Raw genomic sequence first — 20,146 nt, forward strand, 5'->3', positions numbered from 1 at the left:
CCAGAAACCATGCGCACCAACCACGTGCGCCGGGCCCTCGGTACGGCCTCGGCGCTCCTCCTCCTGCCCGCGCTCCTCGCGGGCTCCACGGCCGGACGGGCCTATGCGGCCCCGCGGGCCGATACCACTGCCACGGCGGACTGCGGCACCGCCACCGCCCTGACCAAGACCCTGCCGAACGGCACCGGCTGGAGCATGTGCTGGCGCCTGAGCGGCACCAAGGGCCTGGTCCTGGAGAGGATCGCGTACCGTCCGAGGAACGAGCCGCGGCCGCTCAAGGTGCTGACCTCGGCCTCGCTCGCGCAGGTCAACGTCCCGTACGACTCCGGGCTGACCGAGTACAACGACCTGTCCGACATCGGCTTCGGCAACACCGCGATCGACATCGGCCGCGAGGAGTGCCCCGGCGGCACCGTCAGCCCGGTCTACGTCCCGCAGCAGGAACGCACCGTCAAGGCGCTGTGCACCACCACCGCGCCGCACGGCTACGCCTACCGCAGCGACGTCGACGACGACCACGGCACCGCCAAGAAGTACACCAAGCAGGGGAGCGATTTGGTCATCCTCTCCGTGTCCCAGCTCGGCTGGTACGAGTACATCACCCAGTGGAACTTCTCCGACGACGGCACCATCACCGCCAAGATGGGCGCCACCGGCGACCTGTCGCCCGGCGACTACAGCGGAGCGGGCACCGGCTGGCCCATCGGCAAGGGCGACCGCGACCACTCCACCAGCCACTACCACTCGGTCTTCTGGCGGCTGGACTTCGGCCTGGACGGCTCCCCACGGGCCAAGGTCGAGCAGTACGACACCAAGAAGGCCGGCCGGGGCCCCGGCTCCGCCGTCCTGAAGACCACCAGGACCCCGGTCACCAGGGAACTCGCCGCAAACTCCGCGCTGCGCCGCTGGTGGCGGGTGGTCTCCACGGCCGGGAAGAACGCCGACCGGCACCCGCGCTCCTGGGAACTGGTCCAGCAGCACTCCGACCGCTACGACGCCCACGCCTACACATCGAAGGACGTGTACGTCACCCAGTACCGGGCCTGCGAGCAACTGGCCAGCGGGAACAGCGACCCGGCGTGCGACGGCCGGGGCACCTCGGTGGACAAGTGGGCGAACGGCGAGACTCTCACGCACCCAGTGATGTGGGTCAACGTCGGCTTCCACCACATCCCGCGCGACGAGGACCAGACACCCATGCCGGTGCACTGGCAGGGGTTCCAGCTCGCGCCGCGCGACGTGACGGCCATGAGTCCGCTCACACCGGACGAGCTGTCGGGCCACAACGGCCAGGGAAACTGACCGTCCCGTCCCCGTCCGAGCCGGTGAGCATGTGGTGAAGTAGCGTCGTTACGGCTGCACCGCCTCCCGCCCCGCAGTACCCTTCCTTGATCGTGGACGGGGGCGGGAAGGCGGGTGCAGTCGTGATGTCGGGAGGTCTGGTGCTCCCCGGTGGTGGTGATCAGGGGGACCCGGGCGGCGGCATCGGCGAAGGAACCACCGGTACGGCCGCCCTCGCACTGCCGTTGGAGATCGGAGCGGAACTGGACTGGGGCGCCGACGAGTGGGCCGAGGTGCGTACCCGCGCCCGGCGCGCCGGACGGGCTTACGTGTGGCTCAACCTCGTCGAACAGCGCCTGCGCGCCGTCGTCAACGCCGTGCTGCGCCCGATCTACGAACCCGTGCACGGCGACGAGTGGGTGGTCGCGGCCGCGGGCCCGGCCGGTCACGAGTGGGTGCAGCGGGCCGCCGCCGTGCGCGAGGTCAGCCGCCGCAAGGGGTTCCTGCTCGACCCGGCCGACGACAACATCCTCAGTTTCCTGACGCTGCCGCAGCTGCGTGAGCTCGCCGTGCAGCACTGGCCGTGCTTCGAGCCCTATCTCGACGACCGCCGGGAGCTCGAACTCGCCCTGGACGAACTGGAGGTGGCACGGCACGTCGTCTCCCGCAACCGCGCCCTGTCCCGCACCGTCCTGGACCAGGCCGAGCGGGCCGCCGCCCGGCTGCTGGACATGCTCGGCTCCGGGCCCGGCTACCCCTCCGCCGAGCGGCTGCCCGTGGACGCCGTCGAGGAACTCGTCGCCGACCGCTACGCCGACGTCGTCGGCGTCTACCCGGACCGGGTGCGGCTGCAGCGGCAGCTGCCCGCCGAGGACCTGTTCGGGGGCGCGCGACGGCTCGACGCCGTCGGCATCGGCCTCAACCTGCTCGTGCAGAACTACTCGGGCAAGCGTCTGGTGCGGCTGGCGGAGTCCGGCTGCCGGGTGCGGCTGCTCTTCCTCAACCCGGCGAGCAGCGCCGTCCGCCGCCGCGAACGCGAACTCGGGCTCGGACGCGGCGAGCTCAGCCGCTCCGTCGAGATGAACATCATGCACATGCGGCGGGTGCGCGCCCGGCTGCGGGACACCGCCGCGTTCGAGATCCGGGTCTTCGACGAGACCCCGCGCTTCACCGCCTACCTCGTGGACGGCGACACCTCGGACGGCATCGCGGTCGTCCAGCCCTACCTGCGCAAGGCCCGTGGCATGGAGGCGCCGGTGCTCATCCTGCGCGGCGGGCCGCGGGAACTCGTGCAGACCAGGACCGACGAGGCCCCGGAGGCCGAGCACGGGCTGTTCGAGATCTACCGCGAGGAGTTCGAGGGCGTCTGGGCCGACTCCCGCCCCGTCTCCTGACGGCCCGGCGGACCGTCCGGCCGGGTCTCCCCCCACAGCCCGGCCGCAGCAGTGTCAGTGGCGCACGGGATGATGGGGCCGAACACGGGGGAACAGCGGGAAGGACGTACGCCAATGGGCATGGGACGACGCCGGGCACGGACGGTCGGCTCCGGACGGGGGAGGAGCGCGGGCAGCCGCCCGCGCGGCGCGGTGGGCGCCACGGGCACGGGGGCCGGGCGATGAGCTGGATCAGCGACGCGCTCGTCGCGTTCGACCTGGAGACCACCGGCACCGACGTCGAGACCGACCACATCGTCACCGCGGCCGTCGTACGGCTGGAGGCCGACGGGGCCGTCTCGCGGGAGCGGACCTGGCTGCTCGACCCGGGCGTGGCCATACCCGAGCAGGCGTCCGCGATCCACGGCATCTCGACCGCCCACGCCCGCGCCCATGGCGCCCCGGCCGGCCCGGCGGTCGAGGAGATCGCCGACACCGTCGCCGGGGTGCTGCGCTCGGGCACACCGCTGGTGGTGATGAACGCGCGCTACGACCTGTCGCTGCTGGACCGCGAGTGCCGCCGGCACGGCGTCGCGTCGGTCGGCGAACGCCTGGGCAGCGTGCCGTCGCCGGTCATCGACCCGCTGGTCATCGACAAGCACGTCGACAAGTACCGCAAGGGCAGGCGGGCCCTGCAGGCGCTGTGCGCCCACTACGGGGTGCAGTTGGAGGGCGCCCACGACGCGCGGGCCGACGCGGTGGCCGCGGCCCGCGTGGTGCGCCGCATGGGGGAGCGGCACGAGCCCGTCGGCCGGCTGCCGCTGGCGGACCTGCACGCCCTTCAGGTCCGGGCGGCGGCCGAGCAGTCGGCCTCCCTCCAGGCGTACCTGCGGCGCACCGCCGACCCGGCGGCCGTCGTCGAGCACGCCTGGCCGGTCATTCCCCGGCCGAGGTGACCGCGGGCCCCGCAGGCGAGGCCGGGGCGCAGTCGAGGATCCGCCCGTCCACGGTGCCGACCAGCAACCGGCCGGCGCCGGCCGCCGCGAGGGACAGGGGCACGACCACCTGTCCGCCGACGCGCAACCGGTGCCGCAGGCGCGGGCTGCCGGTCCGCGGGTCGAGCCCCACGACCTCCCCGGACCGGTGCGCGGCGTAGACGGTGTCCTCGTCGGCGTCCAGGGCCGTGACCGGCTCGTCGGCGGCGAACACCCACCGCGGCGCGCCGTCCGGGAGCCGGCGCCGCACCACGAAGGCGTTCCGCGCGTGCACTTCCTCGTGGTCACGGACCACGGCGGCGTGCACCAGGGCGGCGTCGCCGAGCTGGACGGCCGGGCCGGGGAAGAGGTGCGAGCCGCGCCCGCTCTCCCAGTCGAGGGCGAAGAGCCTGCGCAGTCCTGGCTCCGCGCCCGGTTCCCCGATCGTGAGCGCGCCGATCCACGCCCGGCTCCCGGGGCGGGTGTGGAGGTCCTGCACGAACAGCGGGTCCGCGCCGCGACGCAGGCGGAAGTCGCTCGCGGTCAGCGTGAAGCGCGTCAGCTCCGTGCCGTCGGGGGCCAGAAGACGGGTCTCGCCGCCCCGCTGGTCCGGCGAGCCCGCCCGGATGACCAGCCGGCCGTCGCGGCTCGCGGCGAACGTCACGGCGTGACCGGGATCGAAGGCCTCCAGGGAACGTCCGTCCGCCAGCGACAACCGCTCGACCAGGGTGCCGTGGCCCTGCCACCCCGACCCCGCCGGGCGCACCGTGTGCTGCACGTTGACCCAGGCCGAGGCCTCGTCGGCGCCGACGTGGATCTGCCGCGCCCCGTCCAGGTCCGGCACGGACCACTGCAGATCCCCCGACGGCAGCCAGCACTCCAGCCGCGCGCCCTCGACCGTGGCCAGCACCCGGCCGTCACCGAGCACCTCGACCGCCCGTACCTGGCGGCGCGGTGCCCACACCGTCCCCGGGATGCGGCGGCTGCGCTCCGTCAGCAGGTCGCGGGCGCGATCCCGGTCCGGCGGCCCCTCGTACCGTACCCGCGGGCCCGTCACCTCGCGCCGGCCGACGGACCGAGGGGGCACCGCCCGCCAGTCGTGGCGTTCCAGGACGGCCTCGAAGCCGTGGCTGAAGGCGTGTGCGGAGTCCTTGTCCTCGGGGGAGACCACCAGGCGCAGCCGCCGGGCGTCCAGCCACCGGACAAAGGTCACCTGGCGGCCGTCGTCGAGGAGCGGCCGCACCCGCCCCGACTCCAGGTCCATCAGCAGCAACTGCCCCTCGAAGTCCCAACTGCCGTCGTAGCGGCCCACACCCACGGCCGCCAGCGGGAGGAGCGGATGAAAGGCGACCGACATCACCGGCCACTGGCAGTCGTACACGTGCCGGCAGCGCAGGTCGTCCGCGTCGTAGACGCCGATGCGGTACCGCGGCCACCGATCGATGGGAGCCCGTCCCGGGTTCGGCCAGGCAATCCACCCCATGTCGCCGCCCACGACGAGGCATCCCAGCCGCTCGTCGACGGCGGCGACGCCCGGTTCACCGATCTCGGCGAAGGGACGGTCGCCGAGGACACGGCGGACGACCAACGATTCCGGCATGGACACCGCCCTGACTGGAGGAGCGCCCATCCTCCCAGCCCGGGCGGCGCGACGGGGTCAGAAGGGGTACCAGCGCACCGACGGATCGCCGTCCCGCAACGAGGCCACCCGCCGGCGGAACTCGGCGAGCGCCGCGGGGTCGCCCGGCGCGTGCTGCGCCACCCAGGCACAGCTCGCCGTCTCCCGTGCCCCGCGCAGCACCGCGCAGCCCTCCCACTCGCGCACGTCCCACCCGTAGGCGGCCGTGAAGGCGTCATAGGCGTCCGCGCCGAGGCCGTAGCGGTCCCGGCTGAGCGCCATGACGACCAGGTCGTGCTCGCGCAGATCGGCGGAGAAGGTCTCCAGGTCCACCATGACCGGACCGTCCGGGCCGACGTGCACGTTGCGCGGCAGCGCGTCACCGTGAATGGGCCCAGGGGTCAGACGCGGGGTCAGCGCGGCGGCCGCGACGGCGAATCCGTCCCGGCGCTCGCGCAGATACGCCGCGTCCGCGGGATCGATGGCCGTCCCGGCCAGCCGCAGCCAGCGCTCCACCCCGTCCAGCAGGTCACGGCGCGGCAGGGTGAAGTCCGGCTCGGGCAGGGCGTGCACGAGCCGCAGCAACGCGGCGAGGTCGGCGGGCTCCGCCGGCCGTACCGTGTCCGGCAGGCGCTCCCAGTACGTGACCGGATGCCCCTGCACCAGCCGGGCCTGTGGGGCCGCCGCCCGTACCGCCGGAACGCCGTGCGCGGCCAGCCAGGACGCCGTGCGCACCTCGCGGGCGGCCCGGTCCAGCAGTTCGGGACCGCGGCTCACCTTCGCGACGGTCACGCCGTCCGCGAGCTCGAACACCGCGTTCTCGCCGAGCGCGATCAGCTTCGCGCCGTCCTGTCCGTCCGCCGCGAGGACGGCCCGGGCGAGCTCTTCGGTGAACGCCATACGGCGATGATCGCAGATCAGTAGGCTGACCCGGTGACCGAGGAAGACGTCATGGCCTTCTGCGAGCTGCTGCCGCGGCTGCGGGGCGCCGCGAGCGACCCGGACGAGGCGGCCGAGCTCGAGGCCGTCACCGAGGCCGTACGGCAAGGCGCCGGCGACATGGCGGCGGTCGCCGACCTCGGTCTGCGGCTCGGCGTACGGGTCGTCGGCCCCCGCAAGGACGCCGGCGGCTACTCCCAGGTGCCCGGCATGACCGGCGGGGGCGGCGGCCTCCTGCGCCACCGCTGCCCGCGCGGCGTCTGCGCCCGCAGCGAGGACCCGACGGCGTCCGTCACCGCCCCGCGCTGCGCGATCTGGGACGCCGAACTGCGGCCCGTCTGGTACTAGCCCTGTCGTCCCGGTCCCCGCGGGTGAAGGAGGTTCGTCCGGTGCGCGCAGCCGCACAGCGCAGGAAGCAGCCGGCCCGGGTGGCCGGTGCGCGACGGCGGAGGGGCGGACGCGCCCACCGGACGGCGCGAGGGCACCGCGCCCCGGAAGGCAGGTCCTAGCGCGGTGGCGGGTCTGCTGGACGAGATCGGCGGGAAACTCGCCGAGCGCTGGGTCTCCCTGCTCGCGCTGCCCGGATCGCTCTTCCTCGGCACCGCCTGGGCCGCCCATGTGCTCGGCGGACGACGGCCGTTCGACGCCGGCCGCCTGCTGCGCGAGGTCGAGCGCTACGCGGACTGGACCGGCGCGCACGGCGGCGCCGCGCTCTTCCTGGTCCTGGTCGCCGCGCTGCTGCTCGCCGTCGTGCCGGGCCTCGCGGTGCAACTCCTGGCGCGCGCCGTCCAGGTGCTCTGGCTCGGGCCCTGGCCGGGCGGATCGGGGCAGCGGCTCGTGCGCAGGCGCCGGGCCCGCCGCGAACGCGCCGACGCGCAGGTCGCGGCCCACCTGCGGAACTACGAACGCGGTGGCGACGAGAGCGAACTGGCCGCCGCCCGCGCGGCCGAGGCGCGCCGTGACCGGATCGCGCCCCTGCCCCCGGCCCGTCCCACGCGCATGGGCGACCGGATGCACGCCCTGGAGCACCGCGTCGGCGCGTACTACGCGGTGCCCTTCACGGCGGTCTGGCCGCGCCTGTGGCTGGCGGCCACGGAGGCCGACCGCAGGGAGATCCGCACGGCGGCCGGTGCCTTCGAGGCGTCCACCCGGCTGTGCGGCTGGGGTCTGCTGTACGCGGCGCTGGCCTGCGCCACCGCGTGGTGGCCCGCGCTCGCCGCGGGCGCCGTGCTCGTGTTCGCCGCCTGCTGGCTCGGCCGCGAACGGCTCTTCGCCCTGGCCGACCTCGTCGACGCCGTCGTGGACCTGCGCCTGCGTTCCGTCGCCCGCGCGGTGGGGATCCCCGTCCCGTCGGGGCCTCTCGCCCCGGCGACCTGGCGGGAGCTCGACCTGGTGCTGCGCCGCCGCCGGTGACGCGGCCGGAGCGGACGCTGCCATGATGTGCCGGGCCGCCGGGCCCGCCGCCACGAGATCGGACGGGGATGCTGTACCTGCTGTTCCTGACGTACGCCGGACCGGAAGAGGACGCCGGGCCGTTCGTCGCCGCCCACGTGGCGTTCCTGGAACGCCACCACCGCGCCGGCACGTTCCTGCTCTCCGGGCAGACGGTGCCCTCGTCCGAGGGCGGGGTCATCCTCGCCCGCGGGACGGACCGCCGCACGGTCGAGCGGATCGCCGCGGAGGACCCCCTGGTGACCTCGGGGGTCGCCACGTACACCGTCACCACTGTCGACCCGGCCCGCATGCACCCGGTCCTGGCCGGGCTGCTCGGCGGCGCCTGACCCCCCGGTCGCGGTGGGGCTCAGCGGCCGATGTGGACGAAGGGCGCCCAGGCCGCGGGGGAGCGGGCGTAGCGGGTGCGCAGCACGCGGATGACGTGGTTGAGGGCGCGGCCCGCGTCCGCGGGGGCGACGGCGCCGGGTGTCCGGCCGCGGAGCGCGGCGTACAGGCGGGCGGCCAGGAGCGCCGAGACCGCGTCGTCGGCCTCCCAGAGGGCGCCGACGACCTGGGGGTAGCCCGCGGTCTGGAAGGCGGAGGCCAGGTGGACGGCCTCGTCGGGCAGTTGCCCGGTGTGCGCGGTATGGCAGGCGAGCAGCACCGCCAGCTCGGCGTAGAGCAGTTCCTGCCGGGAGACGTCCGCGGCGCTCAGCGGCCCGCCGTGCAGGAGCAGATGACTGGCGGGCGGGTCCTGCGGGTCGCTGACGCCATGGCAGGCGAAGTGCACCCAGCGCGCCGTGCGCAGGGCCGACAGGACGCGTTCCGGGGTGGCCGCCTCGCCCTCGACGGCGCGCACGCCGCCCAGCGCGTCCGCGATCGCGGCGATCTCACGCGCCGAGGCGCCCGCGGAGCCCGCCGTCCCGGTGGGCCGGCCGACGGCGAGCAGCCGTCCGCCGGTGCGGCCGGAGGAGATCCGCCGGGCGTGCAGCAGGGCCCGCAGGGTGGGGGTTGTAGGAGGAGGCCACCCGGTCGAGGACGGTGCGTCCGTCGCGCAGCTGGTGCTTGCGCTGCAGCCCGGCGGCGTGCAGCGGCAGGTACGCCAGCGGTCCCGAGGCAGACCACCACAGGCGGGGCGCGGCCGACGCGGGGGCGTCCTCGGGGAGCGGCCGGGTGAGGCCGAGGGCGTTCAGTACCGGCTCGGCCACGGTCCGCCACAGCCAGGCGAGGGTGTCCAGCACGAGTTCGCGGGCGTGGTCGTGCTCCTCGTCGGGGGCGGTCCGCGGCAGGCTCACGGCCGTGAGGAACTGCTGTGCCCGCAGCGCCAGCTGCCCCTCCGTCAGTTCGCGCAGCGGCACGCAGAAGATCCGCTCCCGCGTGACGACGACCGCGTCGCAGCGCAACCGGTCCACGTTGACCGCGACGACCGGTCCCTCCGCCGCCACGGCCCGCATCTCCCGTTCCGTGGGCGGTATCAGGAACCGCTCGAAGCCCACCTTGCCGCGGACGCGCATCAGCAGCGCCTCCCACTCGGCGGCCGCGACGTGCCGTTCCATGTAGTCGTCGCCCGCCTCGGCCCGCCGCAGGCGGCCCCCGAGCGCGGAGAACTCCCGGGCCAGCAGGGGATGCGCCGCGGCCAGCGCGGTCAGATCGGCGCGGGCCTCCAGATCCTGGCCCATCAGGACCGCCCGGCCCTGCTCCAGCAGGGCCAGCGCCTGCGCGGGCCGCCCGGCGGCGAGCGCCGCGGCGCAGCCGGTGCGTCCCAGGCTCGTACCGGTCAGGGGATCCGGCCGGCCGGCGGACGCCGGGTCGGCGCCGTCCGTCCGCAGGTGCGCCATGGGGTAGCGGCGGCCGAGCAGCGCCCCGTCGACCAAGGCCCGGCGGTCCCCTCGCGCCAGGGCGCGCGAGGCCATCGACGGCAGGGTCTCCAGGGCGCGTGCGGCCGCGTCGGCGGCCGCGGCCCAGTCGCGGCGCTCCAGCGCGTCGGTCATCGCGATGCGCGCCACCTCGAACCGCAGCGCCGGCATCTCGTCGGCGGGCTCCGCCGCCAAGGCGGCCTCGGCCGCCCGCGCCGCTTCCTGGTCCCCGCGGACGGTGGCGTCGGTGTAGTCCGCCCAGTGGCCGTACGACGTGACCATCCCGCCCAGCAGGTCCGTCAGGCCCGGGGCCCGCTCCACGCGCCGCGAGGCGTCGGCGATCCTGCGACGCGCCTCGGCGGCCAGGACGGGGTCCTGGGTGAGCCCGGCCAGGTTGGTGAGCGCGCTGGCGTACTCCACTTCCCCGGCGGCGCGTTCCGGCGCGTCCCCGGGCAGCAGGTCGAGCGCGGCTCGCAACTCCCGGCAGCAGGTGCGCAGTGCGCCGACGTCCATGGCGAGCACCGCCCGCGTGTGCTGCCACGGTGCCGAGGCGAGGACCAGGCGGGCGTGCTCCGCGGAGCCGTGCGGGAGTTCGGCCAGGACGCGGTCGCCGAGCGCGGCCGCCTCCTCGATGACGGCGGCGTCCTGGTCGGTCATGTAGCGCATCGCGATGACCGCCATCAACAGTCCGGCCGTCCGGGCCCGTTCGGTGCTGCCGGGCTCCGTCCGCCCCAGCGCCTCGCGCAACCGCCGCTCGGCGTCGGCGACGAAGGCCGGATCCATGCCCTGGGGCGTGCCGGGGCCCTTGGCCAGGGCGTCGACCAGGGGCCGCAGGTCGGGAGGGACGGGGAAGGCGGCCGTGAAGCGGGCGTACAGGTCGTCGCCCTCGCCGTTGCCTGCGCCCGGGCCCGGTTCCGGGCGGGGTTCCGAGCTCGGTTCCGGGCGGGGTACGGGACCGGGGTCGGCACGGAAGCCGTCGGGCGGCAGGGCCGTCCGCAACTGCACCGGCGGCAACGCGGGCGCGAACCGCACCATCATCGGCAGGAAGCGGGTCACCACCGAGCCGAGGGACCGCGGCAAGAGCCGCATCCTGGAGCGGAGTTCGCCCACGGCGGCGGCCTTCCCGGCGATGTGCGGCAGCAGCGGATGGCCCGGCGGCAGCCGCTCCAGGAGCGCGCGCAGCATGCGCTCGGCCTCGGCGGCGTCCGCTGCCTCCCAGGCGACGACCGCGCGGGCGGCCAGCAGCGAGGCCATGTTGACCTCGTAGGCCCCGTTGTCGTCCGGCAGCCCCTCGGCCCGGTATGCCTCCAGGTGCCCCATCGCCTCGTCGATCGTCGCGCGGGCCGGTGCCCAGGGCAGCGTGCACATCAGCGCGGCCGCCAGCGCGAAGTGGACGCTGCGCATCTCGTGCCGGTCCCGGAGCCCGCCCATGGCGCGCCCGCTCGCGGCGGCCACCGCCAGCCGCCCGCCCCGCACGGCGACGTCGACCGCCTCCCGGTCCTGGGGACGGGCCCGGATCCAGGCGATCCCGGCGAGCACCGCCGCCCTTCCCGCGTCCGGTGCGTCGACGTGCCCGGGGGTGACCGCGGCGAAGGCCTCCCGGGCGCGTGCCCACAGCGCCGGCAACTCGTCCGTGGCCCCGCACTCGTAACGGATCAGCGCGGAGTGCGCGAGCCGGGCGAGTAGCCCGGGGCGGCTCAGATCGTCCGGCGGGAGCGTCGCCAGCAGCTCCGCCACCCTGCCCTCCACGGGGTCCGCGGGCCGGAACGGCTGCTGGGCGGGGCCCGACGGGTAGACGGCCGCTACGGCCACGAGATCGTCGGGTGAGCGGTGCTGGGTCTGCGCCCCCAGGTGGTGGCGGACCTCGGGCGCGGTGCGGAAGTCACCGTGCATGCGCGCCAGGGTGCGGTCGGCCAACTGCAGGTGCAGGACGAGCCGGGCGCGCAGCGGATGCCCGCGGGGCGCCGTGTCCAGGCCCAGCACCATCAGCGCGAGCGCGGCGGCGGCCGGGGCCCGGCCGTCCTCGCCCTGCCAGGATTCCCGCAACAGGTTCCCGGCCGCCTCGAGCAGGCTCCCGGGCGTCGTTCCGGCGCCGTCGACGAGGCGGGCGGTGGCAGGTGGCTCCGCGAGCCCGAAGCGCGTCAGCATGCGGTCCACAGCCGCGCGCGCGTCCGTCATCAGCCGCTCCCGATCCCCGCTTCCGGCGTCGCGGCAGGATAGCGCGCCCCGCGTGACCGACCGCTCACTCCGCGGCACGACGGAGCATCCCGCGGGGCCGCGCCCACATTCACCCGGAGGAAAGGCCCGCCCGGCCCCGCAGATCGCCGGCACGTGGTGCCCGGCGGTGAAGCGGCGTGAGGCGCCCCGGCACTGCGGCCCCGGTACGCGAGCCCGCCTGGACGCGTTCCGCCGGCTACACCGGCCGGCGCCGTCCCTCTTCCAGGACGCGGAGGCCTTGGACGAGTCGATCGTCCAGGTCTTCATGCCCGTGCCTCGCCAGGTGTCCTTGAACGAGACCTTCAGCGTGCCGATGCTCACCGTGCGCGTGGCCGGCTTGCTGTTCTCCACCGCGGCGGCCGGCAGCGCGCCGGCCATCAGCGGAGCCGACGGCTCCGGTCAGCACGGCACGCAGAACCGGGCCTCGCCCCCGACTGCGGCGCCGTCACGCCGCGGTGCGGCGGACCGCGTCCCGGAGGACCGCGGCCGCGCCGCCGTGCGCGTAGACCTCGCGCTGCCGGCGGGCGCCGGAGCCCCGGGAGGTCAGGCGGTCCACGCCGGCACGCACGGTGTAGAGGTCGCCGGCGTCCTTCAGGGCGTCCTCGACGTGGGCGACGAGGGTCTCGACGACGTCGTGCGCGCCGGCCGGACGGAAGGTACGCGGATCGAGCAGGGCCCCGTCCAGCCCCGAGCGGCTGGCCCGCCAGGAGGCGAGCCGCAGCAGGGCCAGTTCGTCGTCGGGCGCGGGGCGCCCGTCGGCCCACTCGCGGGCGGCGGTCTCGACCAGGCCGCGCACCAGGGCGGCGAGCACCACCGTGTCCTGGTACTCCGGGCACACGTCGCAGACGCGCACCTCGACGGTGGGGAACTTCGCCGACAGCCGGGCGTCGAAGTAGAGCATGCCCTGGTCGATCAGGATCCCCGTGGCCAGCAGTCGCGACACCGCGGCGTGGTACCCCGCGGCGGAGCCGAAGCCGCGTGTCGGCCCGGCGGTGGGCCAGCGGCCGAAGACCTGGTAGCGATAGCTCGCGTACCCCGTGTCGGCGCCCTGCCAGAGCGGCGAATTGGAGCTGAGCGCCAGCAACGGCGGCAGCCAGGGCCGGATGCGGTCGACGACGGCCACGCCCTCCTCGTCCGACTCGACGCCCACGTGGACGTGGCAGCCGCACGTCAGGGTCTCCTGCGCGGTGAGGCCGAAGGCCTGGGCCATCCTGCGGTAGCGCCCCCTGGGGGTCAGCCGGGGCGGCACCGCCAGCGGGGAGGTCCCCAGCGCCGCCACCGTGACGCCTTCCGAGCGGGCCAGCCCCGCCGCCCGCTGTCGCCAGGCGCGCAGCTCCTCCCTGAGCTGGTCCAGGGTGACGCAGGGAGAGCTGTTCAGTTCGAGCTGTTGCTGTTGCAGCTCGGCCACCAGCTCCCGGGACCAGGGTCCGCCGTCCAGCACCGCGTCGGCCACCGCGCGCGGTTCCCCGGTTCGCGTGTCCACCAGGAGAAGCTCTTCTTCGACTCCCACGGTGCGTGCCACCCTGTTCCGATACCCGCTGAGCGCGCCGCTATCCGTCCGCGGTCCTCACCCGGCGGACAGCAGGAGGTCCAGGGCGCGCCGGCACAGGCCTTCGGCCTCCTCGCCCGCCCTGGACGTCACGCTGAGGAACAGCCGCCCGCCGAGCCCCACCACGATCACCAGCGGCGCCCCGGACAGGCTCGTGTGCGCGGCGCCGTGGACGGCGGCCAGTCGCAGCGGCCCGTACGTCTCGGGGAGGTCCAGGCGTGTCTGCTCACGGCCCCGTCGAACCGGGGGCCGCGCGACTCGCCGCGCCGCAGCAGGGCGGCGGCGCGGTGCGGCAGGAACGAGGTCAGCCGGAAGACACGTACGAGCGGCCGCACCTCCTCCGGGGGGAGCCGGGAGTGGATCGGCCCGCGCCTCGCGCGCGGCGGGCCCACAGGTCGTCGGTACCGCCGTCCACGGGGACGACGAAGCTCGCCGCGTACAGGCCCATGGCCTCCCCGGGCCAGTCGCGCCGCCCGTCCGCCTCGGCGCGAGTACGCGGGGTGCGGCGCGCCCCGTTCCGTCCCGTCCCGGGCGTCATGCCGGCGCGCGCGTCCGCCGCGGTCACCGCTCGGCGCCCGGCCCCGCAGGGTGACGCGCAGGGAGGAATAGCCCGGGTGGTCATCCCGTTGGCAGGGATGGTTGAATCATCAACAACATATCGTGAGACGACGGAGGAGGGTGAAGGCGGTGCAGTTCGGGATCTTCACCGTGGGTGACCTGACCATGGACCCCACGACCGGCAGGACGCCGACCGAGCACGAGCGGATCAAGGCCATGACGGCGATCGCGCTCAAGGCCGAGGAGGTGGGGCTGGACGTCTTCGCGACCGGCGAGCACCACAACCCGCCGTTCGTGCCCTCGTCCCCGACGACGATGCTCGGCTGGATAGCGGCCCGCACGGAGAGGCTGGTCCTGTCCACCTCGACCACGCTGATCACCACGAACGACCCGGTGAAGATCGCCGAGGACTTCGCGATGCTGCAGCACCTGGCGGGCGGACGTGTCGACCTGATGATGGGCCGCGGCAACACCGGGCCGGTGTACCCCTGGTTCGGGCAGGACATCCGCCAGGGCATCCCGCTGGCGGTCGAGAACTACGCTCTGCTGCACCGGCTGTGGCGCGAGGACGTCGTCGACTGGTCCGGTCGCTTCCGCGGCCCGCTGCAGGGCTTCACCTCCACGCCCCGGCCGCTGGACGACGTGCCGCCCTTCGTGTGGCACGGCTCCATCCGCTCGCCGGAGATCGCCGAGCAGGCCGCCTACTACGGTGACGGCTTCTTCCACAACAACATCTTCTGGCCGGCCGACCACACCAAGCGGATGGTCGAGCTGTACCGCACGCGCTACGCGCACTACGGCCACGGCACCCCCGAGCAGGCCATCGTCGGCCTCGGCGGCCAGGTGTTCATGCGGAGGAACTCGCAGGACGCCGTCCGCGAGTTCCGGCCGTACTTCGACAACGCGCCGGTGTACGGGCACGGCCCGTCGCTGGAGGACTTCACCGAGCAGACCCCGCTGACCGTCGGCTCGCCCCAGCAGGTCATCGAGAAGACGCTGGCCTTCCGCGAGTACGCGGGCGACTACCAGCGCCAGCTGTTCCTGATGGACCACGCGGGACTCCCGCTGAAGACCGTGCTGGAGCAGCTCGACATGCTCGGCGAGGAGGTCGTGCCGGTGCTGCGCGAGGAGTTCGCCAAGGGCCGCCCCGAGGACGTGCCGGAGGCCCCGACGCACGCCTCTCTGGTCGCCCGGCGTGACGCGCGGGCCCTGGAGGACAAGGAGAAGGAGGCCGTGAAGTGACCGTCGCACCCCTGAGGCTGGTGGTCGTATCGGCGGGCCTGAGCACGCCGTCGTCCACGCGGCTGCTCGGTGACCGGCTCGCGGAGGCCGTACGGCGGGCCGTCGCGGACGGCGGCCGTACGGTCGACGTGCGGGTGGTCGAACTGCGCGACCTGGCCGTGGACATCGCCAACAACATGGTCACCGGTTTCCCCGGCCGCGCCCTGGCGGAGGCCGTCGCGGCCGTGACGCGGGCGGACGGCCTGATCGCCGTGACGCCGGTCTTCTCTGCCTCGTACAGCGGGCTGTTCAAGTCGTTCTTCGACGTCATCGACAACGACGCGCTGTCCGGCAAGCCCGTCCTGATCGCCGCCACCGGCGGCACCGCCCGGCACTCGCTGGCGCTGGAGCACGCCCTGCGGCCGCTCTTCGCCTACCTGCGGGCCGTGGTCGTCCCGACCGCCGTGTACGCGGCGTCGGAGGACTGGGGCGGCAGCGGCGACGCGCTCACCGACACCCTGCCGACCCGCATCGCCCGCGCCGCGGGCGAACTGGCGGCGTTGCTGGTGACGCGGCCGTCGGCCCCCGTGGCCGCGGCGGATACGGTCGTTCCGTTCGAGCAGCAATTGGCCGCCCTGCGGCCCGAGTGGGAGAGATGATGGCACTGCGCGTCGCCGACAACCCCGGCAAGTCCCGTTTCGAGATCTTCGACGCGGCGGAGGAGGGCGGTGCCGAGGAGGTGGCCGGCTTCGCCGAGTACCACCTGTACCGGGACCAGATCGCGTTCATCCACACCGAGGTGGACCCCCGTTTCGGCGGTCGCGGCCTCGGCGGGGTCCTCGCCCGGGCCGCGCTGGACGCGGCCCGTGAGCGCGGACTCGCCGTGCTGCCCTTCTGCCCTTTCATCCGCGCCTGGATCGGCAAGCACCCCGAGTACGTGGAACTGGTGCCCGAGGGCGAGCGTCCGCGCTTCGGCTTCTGAGGTCCCCGGGCCCCGGGAGTCCCCGGGGCCTTCCGGGGAGCGGAGGGGCGGTCGGGCGGGCCGGAATGGATCCGGTTGGTTGAATGTTAAACCGGCTGTGCGGGGCCCGGACCGGGCCCGCCGGAACTGCCGAGGAGGGCGTCATGCCTGCTGTGACCGTGGAGAACACCCTGCTGCTGCCCCGTGTCACCGAGCCCGACCCGGTGACCGCCGAGCAGCGCCCCGTCCGCCGGGTGACCTCCGCCCCGCAGGGCTTCGAGGGCGAGGGCTTCCCGGTGTACCGCGCCTTCGCGGGCGTGCCGACGCGGGAGCTCGACCCCTTCATCCACATGGACCAGATGGGCGAGGTCGAGTACGCGCCCGGCGAGCCCAAGGGCACCGCGTGGCACCCGCACCGCGGCTTCGAGACCGTCACGTACATGATCGACGGCCGCATGGAGCACCAGGACTCGCACGGCGGCGGAGGCACGATCACCGACGGCGCCACGCAGTGGATGACGGCCGGAAGCGGCATCCTCCACATCGAGGCGCCGCCGGAGGAACTGGTCGTCTCCGGCGGGCTCTTCCACGGCGTCCAGCTGTGGGTGAACCTGCCGCGGGCGAACAAGTGGAACGCCCCCCGCTACCAGAGCATCGAGGGCCCCGAGTCCGCGCTGCTCTCCTCGCCCGACGGCGGCGCACTGGTCCGCGTCATCGCCGGCGAGGTCGCGGGACACGCGGGACCGGGGAGCACCTTCACCCCGATCACGCTGGTCCACGCCACGGTCAGCCCCGGCGCGCGGCTGGTCCTGCCCTGGCGGCCGGACTTCAACGCCCTGGCGTACGTACTGTCCGGGCGTGGCTCCGCCGGAGCCGAACGGCGCCCGCTGGACGCGCACCAGCTGGCCGTGTTCGGCAGCGGCGACACCCTGACCCTGGAGGCCACCGGCCACCCCGACAGCCGCACCCCCGCCCTTGACGTCCTGATCCTGGGCGGTCGCCCGATCCGCGAACCCGTCGCGCACTTCGGCCCGTTCGTCATGAACACCAAGGCCGAGGTCATGCAGGCCGTCGAGGACTTCGAGCGGGGCCGGTTCGGACTGGAGCCGGCCGGCCGCATGCCGCACACCGCACCCGGAGAGGAGCTCGCGTGAACACCGTCACCACCCACGAGTCCTACGCCTCCCACGAGGAGACCACGGCCGAGCGCTGGGCGCGCGCCGGGCTCTACTTCGAGGCCAAGGAGTACACCGAGGCGGCCCGGCTGCTCACGGCCGTGGTCGACGAGGTGCCCGAGCAGGTCGCCCCGCGGCTCCTGCTCGCCCGCGCCTACTACCACTCCGCCCAGCTCGGCCGCGCCGAGGAGCAGTTGCGTGCGGTCGTCGAGCGCGACCCGGTCGAGCACTACGCGCACCTGATGCTGGGGCGCACCCTTCAGCGGCAGGGCCGCGAGGCCGAGGCCGCCCCCTGGCTGCGGCTCGCCGCCGCCTTCGCGGGGGAGCTGTCCCCGGAGGACTGAGCCGGTGCCGGGCCCCGGAGCGGGGCCCGGCGGCACAGCGCCGCCGTCCTAAAAGCCTGGGCAAAGTGTCCGGCGGGGGCGGCGGCGTCGCACGTACCCTCCCCTCCGGCTTGGCAACAAATACGGGGGGAAAGCCTTGTCCGAACGTTCAGGCACGTCGTCCGCGCTCGGCTGGGCGCTCACCATCACCTTCAACATCGTCCTGCCCATCCTCACCTACGGCCGGCTCACCGACGCCGGCTGGAGCGAGTTCTCCGCCCTGCTCCTCTCCGGCGTCTGGCCGGTGCTCGACACCGCCATCACACTCGCCTGGCGCCGCAAGGTGGACGAGTTCGCCGTCATCACCCTCGTCTTCCTGGTGATCACCGTGGTCGTCACCGTCGTGGGCCCGCATTCCACGCGCCTGCTGCTGGTCAAGGACTCCGCCGTCACCGGCCTGTTCGGGGTGGTCTGCCTCGCCAGCCTGCTTGCGCCGCGGCCGCTGATGTTCTACTTCGGGCGCAAGTTCGGCACCGACGGCACCAAGGAGGACGCCGAGCGGTTCGACGGCCTCTGGCAGTACGAGGGCTTCCGCCACGTCATCCGCACCATGACCGTCGTCTGGGGGGTCGGCTACGTCCTGGAGGCCCTCACCAGGATCGGCCTTTCGTACAAGCTCTCGACCGCCACCATGGTGACGGTCAACTCGGTGATGGCGTACGCCGTCACCGGTGTCCTCATCGCCTGGACGATCCTCTACGGCCGGCGCGCCGCCGCCCGTGGCAAGGAGCGGGCGCGGTCGGCCGTGGAGGCGGAGGCGGCGGAGGCGGAGGCGCAGGCGGCGGAGAACGCCGAGGTGAAGAACGCCGAGGTGGCGGAGAACGCGGAGGCGACGCAGGACGCTCAGGCGGGGGGCTGACGGGAGCCGCCGCGTACGGCACGCGTTCGGCAGTCCGGGCGGCTTCGGGGTCCTGCCTTGCCGCCGCGCCGACCCGGCGCGTCGTGGCCGCCGGCCGGTCGTTGCCGGTAGACCGGCTGCCATGGACAGTGAGACCGAAGGACAGCGACCGCCGGTGGTGGTCACGGAGCGGGGCTGCGTGCGCGGGGTGACCGGGCAGGGGGGAGTGACGGCCTTCCGCGGGATCCCCTACGCGGCGTCGCCTGTGGGCGCGTTGCGGTTCGCCCCGCCCGCACCGCATCCCGGCTGGGACGGTGTGCGCGACGCGGCCCACGCCGGCCCCGACGTGCCGCAGGCGCCGTCCCGGCTGGCGGTCGTCATGGGGGCGCGCGAGCCGCACGGCGACGAGGACGGCTGCCTCACCCTCAACGTGTGGGCGCCGCAAGGGGCGCTCGACGTCGGCGCCGTTCCCCGGGCGGTGCTGGTGTGGTTCCATGGCGGCGGCTTCACCACCGGCTCGGGCGGCTGGGACTGGTACGACGGCACGCGGCTGGCCGCACTCGGCGGCATCGTCGTCGTCACCGCCAACTACCGCGTCGGTCCCCTGGGCTGGCTGTACCTGCCGGAAATCGGCGCGGACAACCTCGGCGGCCAGGACCAGGCCGCGGTGCTGCGCTGGGTGCGCGACAACATCACGTCCTTCGGCGGCGACCCGGCGCTGGTCACGGTGGGAGGTCAGTCGGCCGGCGCGTACAGCGCGCTCTGCCTCGCCGTCGACCCCGGGACACACGGGCTCGTCCGGCGGGTGATCGCCGAGAGCGGGCCGTGGGGACTGGAACCGCGGGAGCGCGCCGAGGCGGCCGAGGTCACCGCCGCCTATCTCCGGCTCCTGGGCGTCACACACCTGCCGCAACTGCGGGAGATCTCCGCGGAGCGCCTGGTGTCGGCGTACGGACGACTGGCGGCCGAGCGCGCCCGGCCCGATGACGTCGCCCCGCCGATGTACCCGGTGCTCGGCGGGTCCGGGCTGCCCCGCGCCCCGATGGCTGCGGTGGCCGCGGGCGGCCTGGACGGCACGGACGTCCTGCTGGGCAGCACACAGGACGAGATGACGGCCTTCCGTGCCGCCTCGCCGGCCGGCTTCCCCGATCCGGCGGCGGGGACCGAGCGGGTCTTCGGGGCCGGGGTCACCGAGATCGCGGCCCGCTGCGCGGAACGGGGCCGGCCCGCGTACGCCTACCGCTTCACGCGGCGCCCGTCCGGCGACGACGGAACCCTGGGCGCCACACACTGCGCGGAACTCCCCTTCCTCTTCGGCGATTTCGCGGCGTACGCCGACGCCCCGATGCTGGGCCCGGTGGACGACGCCGACCGCGCCCTCGCCCGGGCCTTCGGCGGGGCGCTCGCCGCGTTCGTGGCGACCGGCCGTCCGGAGGGCGGGGACGGCGGGGGCGGCGGGGGCGGCGGGGGCGGCGACGAGCGCGGGCCGTGGCGGCCGTACGAGCCGGGGGCGGCCGCGGAGGTGAGGAGGTTCGGGCCGCCGGTCCGTTAACTCTTCCGGGGGATCGCACAGATATTCGAACACGGGATACGCTGCGGGCATGTCGACTTCAGACGATGAGCGAGACCTGTTCTCCGATCCCGACCAGATGGCGCCGCTCAGGGTGCGCGGTCCGATCCCCGTCATCGATCCGTTCCGGACCCCCGGCTCCGCGGGCGTGGCCACGGCCCCGGCCACGCGCGCGGTGGACGGCCCGGGGGGGGGGGGG

18 protein-coding genes are annotated in these 20,146 nt (G+C 74.6%); 13 read left to right on the forward strand and 5 right to left on the reverse strand.

The window, feature by feature from the left end:
• The first annotated feature begins 9 nt into the window (after positions 1-9).
• From ACRWNP_RS30330 to ACRWNP_RS30340, 3 genes are all read left to right on the forward strand, one after another.
• Positions 10-1,302, forward strand: a complete 1,293-nt coding sequence (locus tag ACRWNP_RS30330; RefSeq protein ID WP_431966978.1) for a copper amine oxidase — start codon at positions 10-12, stop codon at positions 1,300-1,302.
• A gap of 125 nt (positions 1,303-1,427) precedes the next feature.
• On the forward strand, positions 1,428-2,675 hold the full coding sequence (locus ACRWNP_RS30335) for an SAV2148 family HEPN domain-containing protein (RefSeq protein WP_431966980.1): 1,248 nt from the start codon (positions 1,428-1,430) through the stop codon (positions 2,673-2,675).
• A gap of 221 nt (positions 2,676-2,896) precedes the next feature.
• Positions 2,897-3,610, forward strand: coding sequence for a 3'-5' exonuclease (locus tag ACRWNP_RS30340; protein WP_431966982.1), 714 nt, complete (start codon positions 2,897-2,899; stop codon positions 3,608-3,610).
• On the opposite strand, the gene ACRWNP_RS30345 is transcribed toward ACRWNP_RS30340, so the two are convergent.
• Both ACRWNP_RS30345 and ACRWNP_RS30350 read right to left on the reverse strand, forming a co-directional pair.
• On the reverse strand, positions 3,591-5,228 hold the full coding sequence (locus ACRWNP_RS30345; RefSeq protein ID WP_431966984.1) for a PQQ-binding-like beta-propeller repeat protein: 1,638 nt from the start codon (positions 5,226-5,228) through the stop codon (positions 3,591-3,593). The genes ACRWNP_RS30340 and ACRWNP_RS30345 overlap by 20 nt on opposite strands.
• Positions 5,229-5,285: 57 nt before the next feature.
• Positions 5,286-6,146, reverse strand: a complete 861-nt coding sequence (locus ACRWNP_RS30350) for a phosphotransferase enzyme family protein (RefSeq protein WP_431966986.1) — start codon at positions 6,144-6,146, stop codon at positions 5,286-5,288.
• A gap of 33 nt (positions 6,147-6,179) precedes the next feature.
• Here ACRWNP_RS30350 and ACRWNP_RS30355 point away from each other — a divergent pair, with 33 nt between their 5' ends.
• The 3 genes from ACRWNP_RS30355 (at position 6,180) to ACRWNP_RS30365 (ending at position 7,966) form a co-directional block, all read left to right on the forward strand.
• Positions 6,180-6,533 (forward strand): hypothetical protein, encoded by a 354-nt coding sequence (locus tag ACRWNP_RS30355; protein WP_431966988.1) that lies wholly within the window; start codon positions 6,180-6,182, stop codon positions 6,531-6,533.
• Between the two features lie 165 nt (positions 6,534-6,698).
• Positions 6,699-7,598: a hypothetical protein gene (locus ACRWNP_RS30360; RefSeq protein ID WP_431966990.1), complete on the forward strand. Its 900-nt coding sequence runs from the start codon at positions 6,699-6,701 to the stop codon at positions 7,596-7,598.
• 68 nt (positions 7,599-7,666) lie between these two features.
• Positions 7,667-7,966 (forward strand): YciI family protein, encoded by a 300-nt coding sequence (locus ACRWNP_RS30365; RefSeq protein ID WP_431966992.1) that lies wholly within the window; start codon positions 7,667-7,669, stop codon positions 7,964-7,966.
• A gap of 20 nt (positions 7,967-7,986) precedes the next feature.
• Here the strand turns inward: ACRWNP_RS30365 and ACRWNP_RS30370 are convergent, their stop codons facing one another.
• From ACRWNP_RS30370 to ACRWNP_RS30380, 3 genes are all read right to left on the reverse strand, one after another.
• Complete coding sequence (locus tag ACRWNP_RS30370) at positions 7,987-8,622, reverse strand: CHAT domain-containing protein (RefSeq protein WP_431967010.1); 636 nt, start codon at positions 8,620-8,622, stop codon at positions 7,987-7,989.
• The gene (locus tag ACRWNP_RS30375; RefSeq protein ID WP_431966994.1) at positions 8,510-11,653 is read right to left on the reverse strand and encodes a hypothetical protein; all 3,144 of its coding nucleotides are present in this window, start codon (positions 11,651-11,653) and stop codon (positions 8,510-8,512) included. The genes ACRWNP_RS30370 and ACRWNP_RS30375 overlap by 113 nt, the downstream gene beginning before the upstream one ends.
• Positions 11,654-12,137: 484 nt before the next feature.
• Positions 12,138-13,214 carry a carboxylate-amine ligase gene (locus ACRWNP_RS30380; protein ID WP_431966996.1) on the reverse strand — a complete coding sequence of 359 codons (1,077 nt, stop codon included), beginning with the start codon at positions 13,212-13,214 and terminating at the stop codon, positions 12,138-12,140.
• Between the two features lie 714 nt (positions 13,215-13,928).
• Between ACRWNP_RS30380 and ACRWNP_RS30385 the strand changes: the two genes are divergently transcribed.
• From ACRWNP_RS30385 to ACRWNP_RS30415, 7 genes are all read left to right on the forward strand, one after another.
• Entirely contained in the window at positions 13,929-15,041 is a 1,113-nt protein-coding gene (locus tag ACRWNP_RS30385; protein WP_431966998.1) for an LLM class flavin-dependent oxidoreductase, read from the forward strand.
• Positions 15,038-15,679, forward strand: a complete 642-nt coding sequence (locus tag ACRWNP_RS30390) for an FMN reductase (protein ID WP_431967000.1) — start codon at positions 15,038-15,040, stop codon at positions 15,677-15,679. The genes ACRWNP_RS30385 and ACRWNP_RS30390 overlap by 4 nt, the downstream gene beginning before the upstream one ends.
• Positions 15,679-16,002, forward strand: coding sequence for a GNAT family N-acetyltransferase (locus ACRWNP_RS30395; RefSeq protein ID WP_431967012.1), 324 nt, complete (start codon positions 15,679-15,681; stop codon positions 16,000-16,002). The genes ACRWNP_RS30390 and ACRWNP_RS30395 overlap by 1 nt, the downstream gene beginning before the upstream one ends.
• 143 nt (positions 16,003-16,145) lie before the next feature.
• Positions 16,146-17,135 (forward strand): pirin family protein, encoded by a 990-nt coding sequence (locus ACRWNP_RS30400; protein WP_431967002.1) that lies wholly within the window; start codon positions 16,146-16,148, stop codon positions 17,133-17,135.
• Positions 17,132-17,500, forward strand: a complete 369-nt coding sequence (locus ACRWNP_RS30405; RefSeq protein WP_431967004.1) for a tetratricopeptide repeat protein — start codon at positions 17,132-17,134, stop codon at positions 17,498-17,500. The genes ACRWNP_RS30400 and ACRWNP_RS30405 overlap by 4 nt, the downstream gene beginning before the upstream one ends.
• A gap of 136 nt (positions 17,501-17,636) precedes the next feature.
• Positions 17,637-18,398: a VC0807 family protein gene (locus ACRWNP_RS30410; RefSeq protein WP_431967006.1), complete on the forward strand. Its 762-nt coding sequence runs from the start codon at positions 17,637-17,639 to the stop codon at positions 18,396-18,398.
• 121 nt (positions 18,399-18,519) lie between these two features.
• Positions 18,520-19,929 carry a carboxylesterase family protein gene (locus tag ACRWNP_RS30415; protein ID WP_431967008.1) on the forward strand — a complete coding sequence of 470 codons (1,410 nt, stop codon included), beginning with the start codon at positions 18,520-18,522 and terminating at the stop codon, positions 19,927-19,929.
• Positions 19,930-20,146 lie beyond the last annotated feature (217 nt).

Source organism: Actinacidiphila sp. bgisy160, from assembly GCF_965342435.1.
In the GTDB taxonomy this organism is placed as follows: domain Bacteria; phylum Actinomycetota; class Actinomycetes; order Streptomycetales; family Streptomycetaceae; genus Actinacidiphila.